The following is a 21607-nucleotide window of genomic DNA, read 5'->3' as shown; positions in this document are numbered from 1 at the left end:
AGATAGCTTCGGAAACAGTGGGGTGTGGAGTGGCGGTCTTGCCGACGAGAGTGTCGAACTGAGCAGCCCTCGCTTGGAGCGCATCTCGTCTCCCACCCGTGGACGAAAAGAGAGTACAGTTCGTCTGTTCACCTCCAGTGCGTGAGGTGGCTTCTGTGCAGAGTGAGGGAGAGTACATTTCGTCTGTTGACCCAGGCACGCAACGCCGCTCGTTGTTCGAACGAGAGAGAGTACAGTTCGTCTGTTCACCTCCAGTGCGTGAGGTGGCTTCTGTGCAGAGTGAGGGAGAGTACATTTCGTCTGTTGACCCAGGCACGCAACGCCGCTCGTTGTTTGAACGAGAGAGAGTACAGTTCGTCTGTTACCCCAGTCGGTGAGAGGCCTGTGACTCCAACGACAGTCGGTGTACTTCGTCTGCATCACCGAACCGGCGATCGAACGAGCCTGAGAAAAAGAGAGGACATTTCGTCTGTCGAGCCGCCATAGACGGACCGCTCTCGGTTGTGTCGTACCAGAATCCGAACACAGATGCTCACGAGGAGAGGAGATTTCGTCTGTCCGCAATCTGAATACGACCTAGAGACGGGCTCTACTCGGAGTTATTGGCAACGTCTTCGAACGGCGAATAACAAACGAAACAGACGTACTGGCCAGCCGCGACAGATCCGATTCGGAATATCAGAAATACATAAAGAGAGTGGTAATTGAGCGGAATGCCAACGGAACGTAACGAATCGGAATACACAGACATTAATCGTCGCGTTTATCATAAGCCGTAGACGTAAAGGTTCAGAAGGAACCTATTTCAGCGAATGACAACTGTAGTGCTTGGACTGGACGGGGCGGCTTTCGAGTTGATACAGGAGTGGACTGATTCCGGACACTTACCAAATCTGCGGAGGCTTATTTCGGAAGGTGCAGCGATGGACATGCAAAGCTGGCTTCCACCAGTGACCTGTCCAAACTGGCGGTGTTATGCCAGTGGAATCAATCCCGGAAAGCTCGGGGTATTCTGGTGGGAGCGAGTCAACAGAGAGGAACATTCTATCGAGTCAATTAATTCGTCCGAACAGTTCGACGGCGGCGAGTACTGGGACCTGCTTGACGGAAAGGTATCCATTATAAACTTCCCAACAGGATCGCCGCCTTCCAAGGTGAACGGAGAGTTCATCGCTGGAGGTCCGGGCAGCGAACAGTCGGGATACACGCATCCTACGGAGCTAGAGGATCAACTCCGCATCAATTATGACTACCAAGTACACCCCGAACTGTTATCACAATTATCAAAATACGATCAAAAAAACGGCTGTATCGACGAGATTAACCGCCTGATCAAGCAGCGGTTCCAGGTGCTTGAGGATCGACTTAAATCTGGCGAGTATACCCTGATCCACGCAACGGTATTCTACATTAATGTTCTGCATCATTTCTACTGGGACCGTGAGGTTGTCCGCAGCGCATGGGAGATAATTGATGAACATATCGGGACACTGCTGGACAACGAAGAACTGGACCACTTATTCGTAATGTCGGACCACGGATCTAACCGGATCGAAATCGAATTTAACATCAACACATGGCTCGAAGAAGAGGGATACTTAGTTCGACAGACAGGGGCGAGTGACGTGATGAAGCGACTCGGGATAACCCGAGACCGTATCCGTCCTCTTTTGAATCGGTTCCGTATTGAGTGGCTGTTACGGCGGATCGTCCCGTCTGAGGTTCAAGACCTCTTGCCGGATTCTGAGGGGCGGGTCAAGCGAAGTGCTAAGGGGCAGCTGATCGACTGGGGAGAATCTACTGCAATAGCTAGCGGACAGGGACCGCTGTATGTAATCGCGGATTCTCCATCGAAACGACAAAGTGTGCAAGAGGATCTCATTGAGAAACTCGATAGGCTTCGAGATCCCCAGGGGAATCTCGTGATTAAACAGGCACTGCAGGCCGAGTCCGTCTACAAAGGACCCTACACCAGCGATGGGCCGGACATTCTATTGAACCAATCTACAAACGTCCATATTAACGGTGGTATCGGCGTAGATCAGGTGTTCGGAAGGCCCAAGACATGGACAGGTGAAAACAAAGATACAGGACTATTTATTGCATATGGGCCAGAAATCAACCCAGAAGTAGAACTTGATGACCTCCGTATAACCGACCTCGCACCGACATTGTTGAAATTTCACGACGCGTCAATTCCTAAAGCCATGGATGGCAAGCCACGACATGAACTCTTCTCCGAGGAGGCAGAAATGCATTCACGCAAGTCACGAGTCAAGGACATCAAGTGGGTTGAAGCAGACACTGGAACCACCCGCAACACCAACGGGGCCGTCTACAAAAGATTGTCCGACCTCGGATACGTTAATGAATGAGTGACGAATCGTCTGGTGCGCTGGTCGTGTCACTCGACACTGAGCTAGTATGGGGCATGTTTGACACAGGGCCAGTGGATCCGGTACGATACGCCGGAACGCGGAGTGTCATCCGTAACCTTCTCGATCTCTTCGACCGGTATCAGATTCCTGTTACGTGGGCTCTTGTAACACATCTCCTGATAGACTGCCGTGGTTCGGAGCCAAACGAGCAGTCATACTCGGACTCCTGCGAACGAGACAATCGGAACGTTGCCCTCCCGTGTCAACAAGAGATGGATCCGGAGTTGTGGTACGAGCCACGGGTTCTCAATTGGCTCGAAAACGCGAGGATGGACCATGACATCGGCTCACACACACACACGCATCTGGTTTTCAGTGAATCGACGCGGGAAGATGCTCGTGTTGATATAGAGCAGTCGATGGCTGTAGCAAAGCGATATAATATCGACCTGTCATCATTCGTCTACCCGCGAAACGAAATTGATCATCAAGATCTGCTCAGTGATGTCGGATTTGAGGTGTACAGAGGCATCAACAGCCGCTGGCACGAGAGATTGCAGATGCCAACGACACTGCGAAAGGGCGCACGGTTTGCCGAAGAAACAATACAATGGACACCTCCAACGGTCCTCCCGCGTACGGAATCAGGATTGGTCGAAGTGCCTGGATCACAGGTATTCAGACCGTATCATGGTGGGTGGCAATATACTCCGGTACATTCTCAGCGCACCCGGGCAATTGCCGGGCTTAACCGGGCGGCCCAAACGGGACGAATCTTTCACCTCTGGTTCCACCCGTTCAATTTCGCTCGTAACTCTGGGCAGCTCTTGAACGCGCTCGAAGCGACCCTCGCTCACGCAGAGCACTTGAGAGATGATGACCGTCTCGACGTCCTCACGATGCGGCAAGTGGCTGAAGCGTACAGAAACGGACGGTGGGAAAGACAGGCGAGTCTATGACACGTGTGCTCCACCTCATTACCAGATTCCTCGACGGTGGTGCCGAAACCACCGTTGAACATCAGATAGAGGGCTTGCTTGAGACTGGCTCCGATTACGAACTGCACCTGGGGGTCGGTCGCGAGCATGATGCAGAGAGAATGAGGGTGATGGAGGAAATGGGCGTCCAGACTCATGTCTTCGATCACATCAGACATTATTCGTTAGTTCATACTATTCCAGCGGTCGTGCAGGTTGCTCAGTTCCTACGAGAACAACAAGTGGACCTACTCCACACCCACAGTACGGAAGCAGGCGTGATCGGCCGGTGGGCGTCACTACTTGCCAGAACACCGGTCACTATTCATGAGATACACGGAGATCCCATCGCCGCCGATCGTCAAACCTTGTTGAACGCGTTCATCTGGATTGTGGAACGACTGTCCGCTCCGTTGGCAACAACGCTCATCGTGAAGTCAGAACGAATCCAGGAGTTGTTCTTAAGAAGGGGGATCGGTACACAGGATCAATACGAGTTGATCTACCACGGCGTAAACATTGAGGAATTCAGTACTGCGTCGCCGGCACCGCTTCCCGAATCCACTAGCCAACTACGACTGTTGTTTGTCGGTCGGCTACAGAGTGGTAAAGGGCTGTTTGATCTTCTCAATTCCTTCGAAATGTTGGTAGGCCGGTATGACGTTGACCTACTGATCGCCGGAGACGGGCCTCTGGCACCTGATCTCAAGCGAGAGGTCAAGCGGAAGAGCATGGATGCCACAATCCATTTTCTTGGCTATCGCGACGACGTACCGCGTCTGCTGGCGGCGGCAGACGTGCTTGTACTACCGTCTTATAGAGAAGGTACGCCACGCGTGATTTCGGAAGCGCTCATCTCCGGCGTTCCGGTCGTCTCTACTCGGGTTGCGGGGATACCAGAGCAAGTTACGGATGGTGAGTCTGGTTTCCTTATTAAACCCGGGGACGTGGACGGTTTAGTTGGGGCGCTCGACAAGTTACTCGGATCGCCAGAGTTGCGCCACCAGATGGCGCGCAGCTGTCGATCCGAGGCGACGCGATTCACGATCGATCGCGAAAAAAAAGAAATTGTCCGACTCTACGAACGACTACTCGCATAAGAGCGGAAAAGAATCGATTATTGACAAAACACTACGCATCACGACCGGACCAAAGAGGGGACCACTTCTCCGGAATTAGATGATAGACGAAAGCATCTCCTGGAATCGTTTTCTGGTGAACTGGCGCAAGTGTTCTTTTGTCTCCTGATCGTCAGGATGTCTGCCTGAAAGAGCTCTTTTTAGAGTCGATACGCAATCTGAGGTGGTATTAAATCGGAATTTAGAATCGGGGACGACTTCACGTTGCCCACCAGAGTCATGTACGACAGGAATACAGCCGTGGTTGAGTCCCTCAACCGTTGCAATACCAAAGCGCTCATTTTGCATCGTGTGAAAAAAGATCCCGCTGCGGTCGAGGATATCGTACAGATCCCTGTCTGAGATGTCAGTTAGCAAATTCACATTATCCAGCGCATGGTCTGAGATGTATTGTTCGCAGCGTTCGTAATATGACTCCGAAGATACGGACCCAACGATCCTGAAGCGGGTTTCGGGAAAACGACTGGCTATACGGAGTTGGAACAGTTGACGTTTGTTCGGATGGAAGGACCCAACCGAGACCACGCCATCTCCCATAAATCCTGAAAATTTGACCGATTCAATAGCTGGTGGGTACAAGACACGAGCACTAGATGAATCAAACGCTTGCCTAATATGCTGTAGCGTGTACTCTGAGTTGGCGAACACCTCCCCCTGAGGTCTCGGAGTTCCCAGGCGAGATAGTACCCTCATAGGAGCAGAGGCGAATTTATATAGTAGCTTCTTCCGCCGCGGGTCAATCAGTGGGTTTCGAGAGTTAGGAAAGTGGATGTAATGGATGTATCTAGGCTCTTCCGGTAGAAACCGAACACAGTTGTTTGAATTGAACACGAGATCATATTTCGAGAGGGAATTCCGAACGACCAGGTTCAGGAAAGGTTGTTGATAAATCGTCCCTGGAATACTTGAGCCGCGGTGAATTATCGTATTCAGATTCGCCTGGTTTAGGTCATAATGAGTTAAAAAGCGACGGATCTTATCGGTTTTGCTTAGGGTATGGATATCCACAGAGCGTGCATGATCAGTCAGCAAGTCAAGAGTTGCCGCGAGGACCTTGCTACGACCGCCGATGCCAACCGAATTCTGGAGTATCGCTATGTACATTAAATGCTATCGGACTGAGACCATCCCAATCAGGCGAAATACCACGGCGATCCTGTCGCGCCTGATACAAAATTCGTTCATTCGAGATAGCCAAGCTCCTTAAGACGATCCTCGGGAACGGTGAAAGATTCGTTCCCGTCTACTGGGGTGCGTGATTCTTCAATTTCATTCAGGTACCCTACGGCCGCTTCCTTGTCGAAACTGGGTGTTCCGTACACCCGATCATGTGCGAGGTAAGCAGAGAGGTATTCAATAAGGTTCCGTCTTGCGTACTGGCGCCAAGGCAATCGGAGCAGTCGCTTCATCGCAAGTAAGAGCTGTTTCGTATTCCCTGACTCACAAAATACGTAGCCCCCGTTAGAATCCCAGGCTCCAGTTGCTCCAAACCGCACCGTCGTGGATGAGAGCTTCTTTGTACTCTTATGAAAAGTCACTCCGTGTTCGGCGGGGGGCTGCTGTGTTAGGTTGCGACCCGCCATCGGGATTACGGACTCAACGTCAGATCCAAGAAAATCGAGAATCGTCGGTGCGAGATCAACGTGTCGAACCACCCTCTTCCGAACGATTTCTGTGGTTATCTCTGGATGCATGAACACAGCAGGGACGTAGACGTGGTTAGGGTGAATGGGTAGTGAGTGTGCCAACATCCCCTTTTCACCGAGGAGTTCGCCATGATCACTCACGTAGATCACCAACGTATCCTCCAACAGACCACGCTCCCGTAGGAGTTCAACGCGATTGAAGAACCAATCAACATCCTCGGCTACTGCCTCATCATACTCGCGTTTGAATTGTGACCTATCGGCTTGGCCCCGTGACTCAAAATATTCTTTCGCAGTCAGGTCGCGATTGTATGGGGCGTGTCCCCCTGGACCGCGTTCAAGAACAAAAAAGGGCTGGTCGACTTGCTCAAGCGCTTCCGGTCCGGATAGTGTCGTATCGAGAGTGTCGACTATCGGGCTTTTCGAGTCGCCTGAGTCAAATCTAACGTTGTTAATCGTATTTAGAAACCGCGTTTCCACATCATCCATTTGGAGAAGATTAACCACTTCCTCGGAAATTCGGTCGCCGAAATCTTCCACTCTGTGCTGAGGAAGATAGGTTCCGGATACAATGCTCGCTATGCTTGTGGGTGAGTGAATCCCAGACGCGATTGATTTGACTGCAAGGCCAGCATTCAACAAGTCATCAGGCATGGAGTCCCACCGTACAGCGTCACCGATGTAGAGATAGACGCTATTAACCTGCTTACCACGTAAATCCGCGATGGGCATAGATTTGAGTGCGTTTGGTCCGGATTTCAGTGTTGTGGTTTTTGAAGTGAGGCACGTCGCGATTATCATTCTGGATTGATAAGCTTGACATGAGCCAGTAGCAACAAATACAACAGATTGTTGATTGGAATTGCAGTACGGAGGCACTAGTCTGCGCTATTGGACTTGCGGGAACCGTTGGTCTCACTTTTTGACAGTTTATTCAAGATTTTAGAGCCAAAATTCAGATGTTTCAGCCGGCAAGATCTTTGCCGGGTGGAGCGCACACCGTGGGGCTGGCGGTACAACACTTTTGATATATGTTATTTAATTTATAATTCGGAAGGAGAGGGCTTGGTCACATCCGCTTCCCCCGATTCGGTCTCACGATTAGAATGGCGCTATCCTGCTGCTGTTTTCAGATTCAATGTTAGACGCCGGAATGTTTCAGTGTATATCGAGGATTCCACCCTATTATAAGCCTCCGGTGAATCACGCATAGTAAGATGGACGCAAGGGGATTTATTTTGAAGAGCAGAACACCGTCAAATTATCTCCTGCCCATGGCGATTTTTGCGATCCCCTTTGGGTCCATATCCGTTGAAACTGGCTTGGCGAACCTTTCGGCCCCCAACATACTAATAGTACTCACGTTCGTGGCTTTCGGTTGTGTTGAATATCGAAGAAAATCGATAGGATTGACAAAGCCACAGGTCGCCGTCATAGCGCTTTTAATTTTGCTTTTATTCCAACAAAGTGTTAGTACGCTCATCCACTCTGGTTCCCCCCGGCGGGTAGTGACTTTCGGAGGATATCTTCTATTCACGATCGCAATCTTTCTGTACGTTGATTCTGAACGAGACTTGCACTCGCTGCTACACGCAGCGTTCCTGTCGGCGGTGTTAATCAGCATCCTTACGATAATTCATATTGTTGTTTTATATCCAAACGGCTTCCCTTTCGGTGATAAATATAGGGGAGCGCGGGCCGTTGCCGGGATCACTATCCCGTTCCAGAGGTCTTTGGGCGTTGATATGACATATGGAGCGTTTGGGATGTATGTGATGGTGGCCACGCCGTACTATGCCTACATTGGGCTCAAAAAAAGAGCCAAAGGCTGTCTGCTCGGTGTCGCTACGGTGCTATTTGCCGTTTTGTTAAGCCAATCAAGAAGCACATGGGCAGTTGCAGGGGTGGCGACAGCGATCGTTATTCTAGGCTACCTGATCAGAAGGCGCAAAGCGTATTTTAGGGAGATGGGAATCGCAGCAGGTGTGATCGGCATTTTTTTAAGTCCTTTGGTAGTACAAATCTTGATTAAAATCCGACCTGACACATTTTTCTCTAGGATTTCCCAATATCGCAGCGGTGTAGAGATTGCCAAGTCGTTCCCGGTTTTCGGAGTGGGTTTCGGGAACCTCAGACAATTCTATCAAGGCCCCCACGACATTCATAATGGATTCGTGAACTTGACCGCGCGAACCGGAATTCCATCACTCCTGCTGGTTTTGGGAATTTGGGTAATCGTATTGATGTTTCTCCTGCGAGGGATGCATGTATCAGACAAAAGGTATGCGATCGCCATTGCTTTATTTGCCAGTATCTGTGCGGTCTTCGTCGAATCCAATTTCCAACCTGGATTCACGAAGACTACGTGGGTTGTTCTGGCACTCGCTCTCTCAACGGATCAATTGCAATCAAATCAGACGCAAAACTCAATGCCGACTAGTGGATAGGTTTGGTCCGGGGAATTACACAATACAGACTGAGAATTCGGAGAGACAGTCTGATATCTTGAAACTTGTTCATAAAAGTGAGGGAGGATTAGTCTAAAGCCCTCCGGTATCCTTCGTATAGTTGTTCCGCTGCATGGTCCCAAGTTCGTTGCCTCTCCTGTTTAGCATTCGTTGTAATGGTTTCATAAAGCTCCTCATCCGAGAACAGGCAATTGATTGCTTCCGCGGCTGAGGACGCCGTCCGGCTGACAAGCAAGCCAGTTTTTTCATCATCAATGATTTCGGGAATTCCACCTGCTGAAGTGGCGACCACTGGAGTCCCGATCTCTTGAGCCTCCAGTACAACCCGAGGAATTCCTTCTGACTCCGAGAGAAGGGCCAGCACATCGGCGGCGGCAAGGTGATTCAGCGTTTCACGGTGGTCAAGGCGGCCCGCAATCGTGACACACTCTTTAATCACCCTCTCATTACAGGACCGTCGTAGATTCTCCATCTCTGGGCCATCTCCAATAAGGGTCAACCGCGCACTGACACCTTGTTCATGTAGGTGTTCAAGAGTGTCGAGTAACAAGAACACGCCTTTCTCTTCTCTTATTGAGCCAACATGGATGAGATGCAACATATCATTCCCTTTCCGACCAGTTGATTCATAGTTGCTGACATACTCTGGATTAACGACTGGAAGCCTGATGATCCGTCTCTCTGGGATACCGTTTTTAATAAGTATACTGTCAATGTTTGGTGCACAACTGAACCAGACCGGTGTGGGTCCCAGCTTGATTAGCCACGGGCGGAATGCTTCGTCTCGGCAATCGTTGATCAGTGGAACTCTGGAAACGGCAGCGACGGCTGACAGAGCGAGTACTGAGAATGAGGAGGCATGGGCGTGAATGATTTGGATAGATTCTGTTGTGACCAAGTACAGGCAGACGATAGCCAAAACAAACATTTCAAGGACGACCCGGAGATACCGCGGAAGCAGATCCGTTCTAGGTAGAAGTCGATAGATGGTAACATTATCTTCTTCCTGGATAATTGTCTCCCCCTTCTCATATTTCGTGACTACGAAGAATCGTATTTGTTCGTCAGTGGTACGGACTATGTTAGAATAGAAGACGGCAGCACCACCCCGTGAGGGAGGGTATTTCGGCGTGAACAAAAGTACCCTCTCCACCTGTCGGTCATTATCAGTATTCATATATGCAATTTCGGCTTCTTATTATTAAAATACATACTTTAATCTGACCCCAACACCTGGAGTACATTTTTGATTTTTGTCTCCCAGGACACTTATATGCGCTTGTTTTTGTGCACTCGTATTATATTATTTATTAGGATGACATACCGCGGTGTACAGATTTATCCGGGACAGCTTTCCACCTGCTTTCTTGAATTTTCCTTCGGTAATGAGTTGCGGGATGCTGTCACTAGTAAACCTGGGTTCGGAAGAGGAGTAGGTGATCTCGAAGCCAGAATCTACGAGTAGCTGTTCAATTTCGGATGTGCTGAAATGATGAGGGTGGGGTGTGTCAATTAACCTCAAGTTCTGTCTGATGAATCCGGGAAGGTCAAACGTGTTTACTACTAAGAGAAATCGGCCTTTGTCTTTGATAACATTCGCGATTTCCTGCAGCACTGCTCGTGGCTTCTGAGTATGATCTAGCACATTGTTTGATATAACTGTGTCAAAACTGGCCTCGGGAAATGGCAGGGCTTCACCAGCGCCTGTGATATTGGACGCTCGGCTCCCAGTCAAGTCAATATCACTAATTGCGTACAAGGGATCAACAGCGACCTGTATGCGAGGTTGTTCCACCGTATGGATTATGCCAGTCCCGGCTCCAACGGCCAAGACGGACTCATCTTCAATCGACTCAATCGTACTATTCCAGAATTCCTTGAAATACGCTTCAGCGTGGTGTGGATCACGGAAACCAGAATGGTGAGTCTCGTGATTTGCCTCTGCTTGTTGTGCCTTCGCCCACCGAGGAGTGTCAACCATAGTGTGGAAACCAGCCACTGGGTATTAAACCTCATCGGGTCTGTTTCCGAAAGTTCTCATAAAAGGAGTCAGGTTTGTGTCTGGGGTCAAGCTTGGCGTAGACGAAATTCGGGCCTAACTTCTCTTGTGCAAGTAACTGTTCGAATTCGGTAGGTGTTGCATCATCTACGGGAATCCGCTCTATGAGAACGGGCGTGCGCGGGTCAAAACAGCGGATCTCGCCGGGGAGGAATCCGGTTGTGGAACTTATTGACCTGAAGCCAGCTTCCTTGGCGATGCTAATTGCAGTCTGAGAAATGTGGTCTTCTTGCCCGTATGGATAAGCGAAGTGATCAACAGGCGTTTCAAGTTCCCGCTCAAGCTCATTCTTGCAACCGATGATTTCATCAACGAGATTGTCACAACTCAGCTCAGAGAGGTCGGGATGAGTCCGAGTATGCGCACCAATCTCATGATTCTCTGCAAGTACTCTGGCTTGCCGCCAACTCATATAATCTGAGGTTCCAAGCCACTGTGTTGTTAAAAAGAACACTCCACTGAGGCCCTTCGAATCCAAAATCCGTGCAGCGTTTTTTACCTGCGTTTCGTCCCCGTCGTCAAAAGTGAATACTACCGAAGACTCAGGAAACCCGTCAGAAACGAGTTCGGAGAGTGTACGGACGGTGTACTCGGACTCTTCCACCAACTTCACGTGGGATTCAAACCGATCAACGCTAATCGAAAACGGGCGGTCCGGGTTGCCAACAGCATGATAGTTGAGAACAAGCGGACCACTTCGAAGGAACGGTGAAACAAGTGGACTCACAGCCGACATGATTCGCTTTGCCATCTGCTTGGTTCGAGTCACAAATATCCAAGTTTTCTGAGGTGCTCCTCGGTAGCGTTGTCGTATTCTGGAGCGGTTTCACCGAGATTAACACCCTCTTCGTGTATATTTTTCAAATCGTTCTTGATTCGTACGATGTCATCGGGGTCGTTACCGGTCACCACAGGATATCGGCTACCGTCGTAATCTACACGGGTACCGTCTCTTATCCCGGTGATGCGGTAATTGAGTGATCCTGGTCCTGCGGTGTGTTTCCCGTTTTCATCCGGTGGCACTGGTCGCACCCCAAATTGGTCGTCATATACGAATTCGGTGAGGGATAGCTGTGACCTGGATTGAGTTAGCAGATTCGTGCCACGGAACCCACCGGTATCACGGCCAAGGGCAGCTAGCGTGGTCTTCGGTAACGACCTGAGATTCACTGTTTCATTTCGCACCTGGCCGTTGCTTTCGGGAGAGAAAACAAGGAGGGGGACGTGAATCCTCCGATCTTCAAATTCAGTATCCCGCCTAAATCCGTGACCGTGGTCTGCAGTGACTATTACCAACGTGTCGCGTTCAAGCATATCTCTAACGAGTGGCGCGACTTTACGATCGAGGTCCCAAACTGCCGCTTTATATAATGCATACATGTCCTCAGCTGTGTATTCAGTGTCTGACTGGTATTTTTCGTATACCTCTCTCCCTCGGACCCCGATAGGTAACTCATCACGTGACCAGTCTGGCGCGAATCTCGCCACAGCCTCATCACTAGCAGTCAACGGAGGATGTACGTCCATGTAATTAGCTACGGCAAACGCATCATCATCGCTGTCAACAACCGAGTCATACAGGTACTCGTTGATGTCATTAGCATAGTTTCCGGCTGCTCCCCAGTGATCACGAGTCTTGTACTGGATTCCATTGAGTAGTGACCTAATTGGTGTGCCGTTCGCTATGAGGAAGTCAAAGTACTTTTTTATTCCATTTTTATTCAGGTCGAACTCCATCGGATTTGTTCCAGCAGAAAATGTTGGGCTCCAAATCCCGAGACGTTCGGTATCATCAAATTCCTCATCAAGACCATTAAATAGGAATTGATTTGACGATATCAGATGGGTGTAGTGAGATTCAGAGAGTTCCGAAACAATAGTCGGGCCGTTGAAATCGAAGTACGGATGAGCTTCGTGCATCCCGGTTTTCGAAGGCAACTCGCTGGTAAAAAATGACCCGTGAGATGACGGACTCGTTGGGCCGGGCGCATACGCTCTCGCAAAGATTTTAGCATTGTCACCAGCCAATTCAGCAAGTCTAGGCATGGTATTCGGACCGTCTTTATGAAACGGTGTTGCTTCGAAAGAAAGTGAGTCAAAAATCATCCAGACGACGTCCATGTTTTTAGTCATATTATCTTGTACGGTGGCCTAGCGTGACATGGGTGAAGCCAACGGTTGGCAGATCGGAATGAACAATTGGAAGTGGATAAATATCTGGCTATCATCTCAAGATGGGTGGTCAGGTCTGGTACAGATGATCATAACGTTTTCCATCTTATTGATGTCATCGGTAGTAACCGCTCTAGCTCCTTTTTTATCCCCCCTATGATAGGCTATTGGTTTGCACTCGTAATCATTGGATTTCAGTATTGACAATATTTCCTGGATACTCCCCCCATACGAGCGGATTTTCGGCGGATGAAGTTCGAGAAACAATTTTTTCGGATATCCTGCTTCAAATACCGCCTTAGATCCTTTCAGCGCGTTATATTCAAAACCTTCTATATCTATTTTCATAATGTCAGGGTATGCATTATTTTTAGTGTATTCGTCCAAACTAATGGTTTCGACAGAACAGGTTTGTACCGTGTTCTCATCTTTATTGATCGATGCAAACCCTACATCGCCTGAGTAACCCAGTTTCTCACCGGTCACATGAGAAATAGCTTTGTGGTTGAGAATCGCATCAGTGCCGTTTCTGGCGAGACTTTTTTGAATCGCATTTAAGTACTGAGAATCAAGCTCAAATGCGTGTACCTTCCCCTCTTTACATATTTCACTCGCGAAAATTGTATAATAGCCTACCAGTGCGCCGATATCATAAAAAACAGTATCCGGCCCAAGCGAATCTATCAATTCTTTCGTTATCTCTGGTTCGTGTAATGTTCCGTCTAAATATCTCGGATAAAACCAGTCTTTAGAAACGAGGGTAGTCGTGTCGAATATTACATTGGTGCTGTTACATTCTAATTCCAAGCTGTCTTTCCTCTCAGCCTTTTTGATTTTCAGATAACGCTCTATTCGATTATCTAATTTCTTTATCAAAGCACGAGTACCATCATTCCTCTGAACCTGATAGGCGGATGAGATTAGTTCTGAAAGAGAACTAGCCATCGTATCACGTGTTCTTTAGTAGGATAAGGTCCGGCATCACTGTTCCGGTCTTCCATACGGATGGGGACCAAATTGAGTAAAATTATAATCATATATGCTGTGGTTAATGTTACTTGATTGGTATATTATGGACGAGTAGTAGAGTCATGATGCATGAGAGGATTAGGTTAGTCAGTATCGAGCCGAAGCAGTTGCGACAGCAACTGCGAGGGTGACCGGCGCGAAAGCAGCCAGGCAACTGAGCGTTGCACTTCTCGACAATGCAGGCTTCACTTTCTATGAAATCAAAGAGTCACCGGTGTTCCTGCACGAACTGGCTACAATTGGCTGGAGGAGTCGCCGAGCGGGAGATGACTCCACTCAGCGACGCTCTCGAGCCCGGTCACCCATCACAGCCACCCGCTGAACAATAAAAAGAACTAACGGCGAAGCGTGCAGCGTCGCCGGCAGATACCACCTGCGACAATCCAACCTGGTCACTCACGCTTGTTCGCCCACGCATCGTCACCCATGGTTGCGTGTTCATATGCGCATGTTTACCGTCTCAATGGCCGGGCTGTCCCGCCAGACAGCCAACTGTATCACTACAGATCCGATCCCGCAAATAAAACATCCAACTGTAGTCAATTAAGAAACCGACGCTGAAGGCAGCCGACAATACGATTGGGGTAATTGAGCTTCCTACGAAAGTGGTTACAACGGCTCAGAAACCGGCGAGGTTCTGGAGGATTCCTAATAGAAACTGCGGTTTCGCGCGGACGAGAAGCAATCAGTATGCTCGGTGCCATCACTGACGCTGGCAAGCACTTTGCCGTGCTGACGCCCAGCTCATTCGCTACCGGGGTCAGGAGCACTCCCTACGAGTATTCCGCACCGCTTCGGTGAGAAGTTCTTGATCTTCTTAGACAACGCACCGTATTTCATCACAAGGGATCTCAAGAAGCAGGCCGCCTCCGACAACCTGCTTGTTGAATACCCATCCTCCTATGCACCCGAAGTATCCAACAGAGTCTGTTGGCGCCAGGCGAAAGCAGCGCGAAAGAGCTATTATTCAATATTGTTGACAATACGGAACACCTCCTCACAGCAATGAACCCGAAACTCACGGCGGCAGAGGTGTATCACTGCTTATACTAATCTCTGTGACGCACTGTCTAGTTCTGGATGACCTCAGCTGGCGTTGTTCCATCAAGCGCTTGGTTTGGTCGTTCGTGGTTGTAGTGGTATCTGAAGCGTCGTAACCATTGTTTCGCCCTGGATTGACTGTCCCTCCAGAAGGCGTGAAGGCGGTCGATTCGCATGGTCACAGTTTGGAACCACTTTTCGATGTGGTTCCGCATTCGATAGTCAAGCCGACCGCTCAAATCGTGACGTGACAGGGCAGTCAAATAGCCACCAGCATCGACGAGAAACACTGAATCGGCAACATCGTGTTTCTCGGTGAGTCGATGCAGGAACGCCGCCGCGGGGTCAGTCCCGGGGTGGCTGAGTGCGTCGACTTCGAGCAGTAGTTTTGACTCGATGTCGACAGCGGCGTAGAGCCACTTCTTTTCGCCGCCAACCTCGATCTGTTTCTCGTCGACCGCGACCCGCGACGGCGTCGCCGTCGGCGGGTCGCTCTGTGCTTCAGACAGTGTATGCACCCAATTCCAGACCGCACCGTGAGAGCGGTCGACACCCAACAATTCTAAGATTGCCACCGTCTCCCTGATCAACAGCCCCAACGAGTGGAGACGCACCCCAAATCGCCGGGCGGGTGTCGGCGTGCGCTCGTTCTCCCAAACGTCTTGACTGTCCTCATCTAACGTCTCGCTGAGGAGGTCTACGAGTTGCATGGACACTTCTCGCTACGGCCTCCTCGCTTCTCAAACTCTCTCAACTAGACAGTGCCCCCTGTGAGTTAATGTTAGTCATCTGGTCCCTAAGTTTTGGAATTCAGAAGAGGACATAACACACGCGCACTCACATAGCAAAACGGTTTTGTTGTCAGGTACTAAATCTACGCAATCAGTAGCAGTACTATTGTCTATGTCTGATTTTACTTTGGAACCGGTGATAATCCTGACAACTGTGAGACCAAATCCCTCAACAGGGAGCCGTCCTGAAAAACTCGCATATCGATGTTCTAAACTGATTGAAGCAGGGTATCGGCCTATCGTGGTAAGTCACGCATTGTCGTACCATAGTGAGCGGGTAGCGATCGGTGGTGGTGAGGTACAATACCATGGGCCCAAAATAAGAAAGGATTATGGCCGACCAGACTCAGCTATAGACGAAGATAGACCAGGTAACAGGTCAACGCTCACGGATAGCCTTTCGTCCGTTGCGGGCCTTATCGACAAACTTTCACCAATCGATCCGATATTAAAATTCGCTCCTACGACCTATCATAAATTAAAGAAAATTCTCAAATCAGAAAACCCGTCAGCCTTAGTTACACAAACGTACCCCTTCACAACCAACGTATTGGGTTATGTTTTGTCTAAGGAGATTGAAACCCTATCATGGATAATAGAGTATCGAGACCCTTGGCTGAATAATCCGATCTATTTTCCCGAAGGGCCTAATACTATAAATAAGATTTTAGAGAAGCGTTGTATCAACCAATGTGACAGGCTTACGTACTACGAGGGGTTACAAATCCCCGAAAGTTACTTTGAGGATAAATATCCCGAACTGAAGTCAAAAATCACTAGCTTAGGATACATGGGATTTGATGAAAAAAAGGCAAAATATACAGAACCGAAACAATTCAGTAAATTTACTCTTACGTACGCTGGAACGCTTCACACTGAAGGATATGATATCAGTTCCTTTCTTAAGGGCCTATCAGAATTTATTGTTGGGAATAATATTTCTTCTGACTCATTTCAAGTCATATTCTTGGGAGATTCCCCCCGGAGTAGGGAGCACAAACAAATCTTAGACGATTATATCGTGTCCCCAGGTTGGGTAGAAGTCAGCGAAGCTCTATCTTATGTAATGGGATCCGACTTTGCTATATACCTCAATGCAACCCGTCCAAGGGATCAATACAACATATCGCAAAAGATGTGGGACTACGTCGGCTGCCAGACTCCAATTTTCTGCCTAAGTCGGCCAGGATGGGCTAGTTACGAGTTTGTGAATAGCAAGGGAATCGGGATCTGTGTCGACCTTGAGAACAAAAGTAGCATAGTGCAAGGACTCAGCGAGGCGTACAAAACTGACGGTCTCCAAGTGCCGGATAGTCTTGCTCAAGAGTTCACAAGGGCCCAAAGCGAGGGTAGGTTCGTGGAAGCACTGGGCGAGGCGATTAATCGAAGAGAGCGGGTTCATGAATAACTTTATAGGTAATTCAGACTACATCTGTGCCGGCAGTACTATCCGTCAATTCGTGTTTGAGTTTTATCTCTACGTGTTATATGGAAAGCTGAGGCATCGCTCACCGCGGGTTTCACCAGCATGTCTGAACCCAATTAAGGATAAATAGACATCGTAGACGAATATTCAGTTACTCTGTGACTGAATATTGTATAGTTCAGCGTACTGGCCATCAGTTTCAATGAGTTCTTCATGACGGCCAGCCTCAATTATTTTTCCATCATCGACAGTATAAATTCGATCTGCATTCATGACTGTGGACAGCCGATGGGCAATTCCGACAATTGCGTAATCTCGGTCCATGTTTTCGATAGATTTCTGCACATCTTTCTCAAGACCCGAATCAAGATCACTCGTCGCTTCGTCAAGAACCAGTACATCAGCCTCTTTCAGCAATGCTCGTGCCAAGGCCACACGTTGTCGTTGACCGCCAGACAAACGTACCCCATCGTCGCCTAGTTGGGTGTCGTAGCCATCGGGCAGATCCTGGGAAAATTCATCAACATGTGCAATACGTGCTGCCTCATCCAATTCGTCCCGCGACACATCCCGATTTCCGATGGTGAGGTTATATCGGAGGGTGTCGTTGAAAATAAACGGATTTTGCCGGACAACCGCAATCTGGGACCGCCACTCGTTAATATCCATCTCGTGTATCGAGCGAGCGTTCGCTCGAATGTTCCCCGTATCTGGCTCGTACAGGCGCGTTAGTAGTGACACAATGGTTGATTTCCCTGCACCAGACGGACCCACGAAACCGATAAAATCACCTTTTTCGAACTTGAACGAAATGCCCGCCAGAGCCTCGTCATCCTGTCCTTGGTACGAGAATCGCACATCGTCAAACTCGACCGACTCCACCGATTCGGGAACCGGTTCTCGATCCACGTCTAGTTCTTGATTCCGCTCAAGTTCGTCAATGAACTGCTGTGTCCGGACCAAGTGCGGGAGGGTATTTTCGATTTGGTATAACTTCGAGTTGAGAGCACTCGCTTTCGGACCGAGTCTGAACATCGCGAACAGGAAAACACCGAGCGACCCCAGTGACATGTTCATGAAAGCTATAGCCAAGTAGATCAAAGCAAATACCGAGATTGCTGTAAGAAGGCTATAAAAACTCTTGATTGCCTCTTGGTTCCGACGGAGTTTGATACTTGATTTAGCGAACTGACCAACTGCATCCAAAAAGTCACTAAAGAGTTCGCTCTGCAGTCCGAACAGTTTGGTATCCCGGATACCCTGAGTGCCAGCCTGGGCGGCCTCCTGAACTCGCTCATTCGCGTCGGCCACCCGGTCACCGATATCATATCCTGGTTCCAGAACGTACCGAAACACGACCGAAAGCCCACCGAGGAACACGGCAGTGAATAGGGTCAGCAATGGCGCGATCACGAATGCGATCACGAGATACATGAGACTCAGCAAAAACTGTTCAAGAAAAACAACGACATGCCGGATGACCCGTCCCGCGTACTCGGCCTGTGTCACGATCGCATTCAGAATGTCATCTGATCCTTCGTGGTCGAAGTACTCAATGCACGCATCAAGAGCATTGTCGAATGATCGGGTCTGTAGATCCCGCATGTAGTTGAATGCGAGCGACTCACGAAGCCATCGCACGATAAATGTTAACGTCCAGCGGACAGCCAGCACCAGACTCACCCCGACCACAACCGACCCCAGTGTAAAAGGGATACCTAACGTCTGGTAGACTGCCACAAACATACCCAGCACGCCATCGGCCTCGGCCGCGGGATCACTGGAAGATTGGACGATCTCAACGATCGGCAGGATGAAGCTCAGCCCAACTGCTTCCAACGCAGCCGCAAATACTCCCGCCCCAACAATCGCCGCAGTGAACGCCGGACGGTACCGGGCCACCCGAACCAGTGCCCGGAGTTGTTCCCGACGGTCAGTCACTCCCCCATCGCTCATTGTTCGTGTGATTTTACTGCCGACATATATCAGCGTTGGTCTGTTGGGCTCCAGTAAATCGCTACATGGAGGAGGGTTTCACAGCTTGACGCACTGTTTGATGTTGTAAATGAGGTACAGCCTCACCGAACTCACGGTACTATTCACGGGCTCAAACGGCGGGAGTGATTACCGCAATAGCGGAATACCCAGAAGGTCTATTCTCATTCCCTCACAAAGCGTCTTCAAAAGAACGTATCCGGGCTAATTTCGATAAGGGAACGGTGGTCTGAGTGTACTCGGCGTGTTTTGCCGCCGATTGACCGCAGTCCCAAACGCTCTCATAGAAAGAGCTCGTCGGATTGGCCAGAAAATGAACGTAGTCTGTCGATGTGGCATCGTTCAGATAGCTAGGCTGGATGTGTCGAAATTTTCCAAGCAGCATGTGGATGAGCCAGACGTACCCCTGCCCCGGACGGTGGCAGCGGGTTCAAAAAGTAGGCACATATCGCGTTGATTCTGTTCCACGTCGAGCTAGAATAAAGTCTCCATCAGACTCAGGACTACCTCGACGAGATATCCAGTGTACTCGCCGTGTTTGAGTTCAACAAGCCGCCGCACTACAGTTTCGTCCGTCGACTGGAACAAGAATACCGGATGTGTAAATCCCGCCTCCCGCTCTGTGCCTCGGCGGATAGGCGGGCTAGAATGTAAAGCAGCATTGGTGAAATCGGCTTCGAGCGTGATCAAACGAGCTATCACTGCCGTGATCACGCGAACTGGTCCTTGTAATCGCTGAAGACGACCGTCTTAATCGACGTGAACTCGTTAGTGATCAAGGAAGTAGATTATGACATCCAGAAGACATGTCGTGACGGATCAAATTTCAGCTGCCGACATTTGCGCCACGATACTATACTCAAATCGGATCACAGCACACCGGTCGGTGCCGTACTGCCAAGCAAGAGGGTCGTTACTCGGAACTCCGCGACCGGATAGTCGCCACCACGTCGCCCAATACCTGCCAGACCTGCCGGATCACGATCTTAACATCGAACCAGAATGACTGCTTGCGAATGTACTCCAGATCGTAGCGTAGCTTCCGGTCGGGCTCGTGGCCGGTCGCGTCGTTGATCTGTGCTAGGCCCGTCAGCCCAGGCTTGACGAACCACCGGCTGGGCCAATCCTCAACACCGCGTTCAATGTCCGCATCCAACTCCGGCCGCTCGGGACGTGGGCCGACCACGCTCATGTCACCCATCAGAATAGACCACAGTTGGGGGATCTCGTCAAGGTGCGTCCGTCGTAACACTTTTCCCACCCGCGTCACCCGCGGGTCAACGCCACCAGCGTCCTCTTCAGACAACTTCACACCAGTCTCGGACTCCGCATCCGGCACCATACTCCGAAATTTGGAGATAGTAAACGTATCCCCGAACTCCGCGGTTCGCTCCTGGCTGTACAACACCGGCCCCGGTGAGTCAAGTTTGAGCGCGACGGCGATAACCGCAATCACCGGCGAGAGCACGAGTAGCCCACCGCCCGCGAACGCCACGTCGAAAGCTCGCTTAGCGACGTGGTCAAGCCAGTCCCACGGCTCCAGGTCGATTTCGACCAGTTCCTCGCTGTCCTTGATCCCCTGTGTCAAGACGTGATTCGCGTGCGCCCGATGCGCCAGCACTGACACGCCGTACTCGTGGCAGGTATCCAGCGCGCCGAAGAACTCCGCACGGTCGGACTCCGCGAAGGCCACGAGTACCGTGTCGACGTCCTCCTCGACGAGCACCTCCTCCAGCCGCGACAGACCGCCCAGTCGCGACATCTCGCCGAAGGCACTCGTCTGCTCCAGCCGCCCCCCGTCAGCCATCCCGCGGGAGGGCGCCCCCTCACGCTGATAGGGACTCGGCGGCGCGACGTAGCCGATGACGGGCAGGTCGGTCGCCTCAAGCAGGTCCCGCATCGCCTCGGTGTCGTCGCCGACCAGCACCGCCCGGGACTGCTGGGAGGGGCGGCGCCGGATTGCGACCATCCAGACCGGCAACAGGGCGGACAGTGCCGCGGCAGTCAGCAGGAGCGTACTCCGCGGGAGCCGGAACGTGTAGTCAAAGTAACCGAGCGCGGCCATCCCCAACAGCGCAACGCCGAGGCGCTTCTCCGTGAGAAAGATGGTATCGAGAGTCCGTCGGGGCTGGGGTTTGAACAGAGGCCAGACGGTCACGAACACGGCCGCCAGCATCGTCAACAGCGCGAAGGTGAGTTCCCCGTTCGAGAGGACGGTCGGCGCGGGCCGACCGAGGAAAGGGACCATCGCGAAGGCGTCTTGGATGGCCGGATAGTTCGCCACCGTCACGGCGACGGCGGTCAGCACGACCGCCCCCGAAACGCTAGCGAACCGGTACCGCCACCCGGAGGTCATTCGTTCCCTCAAACTGAACGACCGAGTATAAGTCCTGTGTCATACTCACAGCCAGTTGTATTCCAACGAAAAGACGATTCAATCCAGCAAATAGACCAGTCTGGCCTTCCAGCTCCATCCGTTTAAACCA

The 21607-nt window shown here is 50.5% G+C and carries 15 protein-coding genes; 5 read left to right on the top strand and 10 right to left on the bottom strand.

The features are described from left to right. Nucleotides 1–812 precede the first annotated feature (812 nt). Genes GN153_RS16650 through GN153_RS16640 form a run of 3 tightly spaced genes read left to right on the top strand, consistent with a single transcriptional unit; the run spans nt 813 to nt 4455 of the window. Nucleotides 813–2375 (top strand): alkaline phosphatase family protein, encoded by a 1563-nt coding sequence (locus GN153_RS16650; protein ID WP_159904800.1) that lies wholly within the window; start codon nt 813–815, stop codon nt 2373–2375. Next, nucleotides 2372–3337, top strand: a complete 966-nt coding sequence (locus tag GN153_RS16645; protein ID WP_159904798.1) for a polysaccharide deacetylase family protein — start codon at nt 2372–2374, stop codon at nt 3335–3337. The genes GN153_RS16650 and GN153_RS16645 overlap by 4 nt, the downstream gene beginning before the upstream one ends. After that, the gene (locus tag GN153_RS16640; RefSeq protein WP_159904796.1) at nt 3334–4455 is read left to right on the top strand and encodes a glycosyltransferase family 4 protein; all 1122 of its coding nucleotides are present in this window, start codon (nt 3334–3336) and stop codon (nt 4453–4455) included. The genes GN153_RS16645 and GN153_RS16640 overlap by 4 nt, the downstream gene beginning before the upstream one ends. Before the next feature lie 75 nt (nt 4456–4530). Here GN153_RS16640 and GN153_RS16635 read toward each other — a convergent pair whose 3' ends face one another. Continuing rightward, complete coding sequence (locus GN153_RS16635) at nt 4531–5031, bottom strand: glycosyltransferase (RefSeq protein WP_159904794.1); 501 nt, start codon at nt 5029–5031, stop codon at nt 4531–4533. A 644-nt stretch (nt 5032–5675) separates the two neighbouring features. Continuing rightward, entirely contained in the window at nt 5676–6872 is a 1197-nt protein-coding gene (locus tag GN153_RS16630; protein WP_159904792.1) for a sulfatase-like hydrolase/transferase, read from the bottom strand. A gap of 485 nt (nt 6873–7357) precedes the next feature. On the opposite strand from GN153_RS16630, the gene GN153_RS16625 reads away from it, so the two are divergent. After that, nucleotides 7358–8587 (top strand): O-antigen ligase family protein, encoded by a 1230-nt coding sequence (locus tag GN153_RS16625; protein WP_159904790.1) that lies wholly within the window; start codon nt 7358–7360, stop codon nt 8585–8587. 88 nt (nt 8588–8675) lie between these two features. On the opposite strand, the gene GN153_RS16620 is transcribed toward GN153_RS16625, so the two are convergent. From GN153_RS16620 to GN153_RS16595, 6 genes are all read right to left on the bottom strand, one after another. Then, complete coding sequence (locus GN153_RS16620; RefSeq protein ID WP_159904788.1) at nt 8676–9785, bottom strand: glycosyltransferase family 4 protein; 1110 nt, start codon at nt 9783–9785, stop codon at nt 8676–8678. Nucleotides 9786–9911: 126 nt separating this feature from the next. Continuing rightward, nucleotides 9912–10589 carry a class I SAM-dependent methyltransferase gene (locus tag GN153_RS16615; protein ID WP_159904786.1) on the bottom strand — a complete coding sequence of 226 codons (678 nt, stop codon included), beginning with the start codon at nt 10587–10589 and terminating at the stop codon, nt 9912–9914. 31 nt (nt 10590–10620) lie between these two features. Beyond that, complete coding sequence (locus GN153_RS16610) at nt 10621–11271, bottom strand: polysaccharide deacetylase family protein (RefSeq protein WP_159904784.1); 651 nt, start codon at nt 11269–11271, stop codon at nt 10621–10623. Between the two features lie 161 nt (nt 11272–11432). After that, nucleotides 11433–12788: a sulfatase-like hydrolase/transferase gene (locus GN153_RS16605; RefSeq protein ID WP_159904782.1), complete on the bottom strand. Its 1356-nt coding sequence runs from the start codon at nt 12786–12788 to the stop codon at nt 11433–11435. A 108-nt stretch (nt 12789–12896) separates the two neighbouring features. Further along, on the bottom strand, nt 12897–13784 hold the full coding sequence (locus GN153_RS16600; RefSeq protein ID WP_159904780.1) for an FkbM family methyltransferase: 888 nt from the start codon (nt 13782–13784) through the stop codon (nt 12897–12899). Between the two features lie 1154 nt (nt 13785–14938). Beyond that, nucleotides 14939–15619 carry an IS6 family transposase gene (locus tag GN153_RS16595; protein WP_159904778.1) on the bottom strand — a complete coding sequence of 227 codons (681 nt, stop codon included), beginning with the start codon at nt 15617–15619 and terminating at the stop codon, nt 14939–14941. Nucleotides 15620–15836: 217 nt separating this feature from the next. On the opposite strand from GN153_RS16595, the gene GN153_RS16590 reads away from it, so the two are divergent. Continuing rightward, on the top strand, nt 15837–17108 hold the full coding sequence (locus GN153_RS16590) for a hypothetical protein (RefSeq protein WP_159904776.1): 1272 nt from the start codon (nt 15837–15839) through the stop codon (nt 17106–17108). Nucleotides 17109–17273: 165 nt separating this feature from the next. On the opposite strand, the gene GN153_RS16585 is transcribed toward GN153_RS16590, so the two are convergent. Both GN153_RS16585 and GN153_RS16580 read right to left on the bottom strand, forming a co-directional pair. Further along, nucleotides 17274–19082, bottom strand: a complete 1809-nt coding sequence (locus GN153_RS16585) for an ABC transporter ATP-binding protein (protein WP_159904773.1) — start codon at nt 19080–19082, stop codon at nt 17274–17276. A 952-nt stretch (nt 19083–20034) separates the two neighbouring features. After that, entirely contained in the window at nt 20035–21477 is a 1443-nt protein-coding gene (locus tag GN153_RS16580; protein ID WP_159904771.1) for a sugar transferase, read from the bottom strand. Between the last annotated feature and the right edge of the window lie 130 nt (nt 21478–21607).

The organism is Salinirussus salinus (assembly GCF_009831455.1).
Classification (GTDB): Archaea; Halobacteriota; Halobacteria; order Halobacteriales; family Haloarculaceae; genus Salinirussus; species Salinirussus salinus.
Note: the sequence above shows the minus strand (reverse complement) of the source record. Positions and strands in the feature narration are given on the sequence as shown.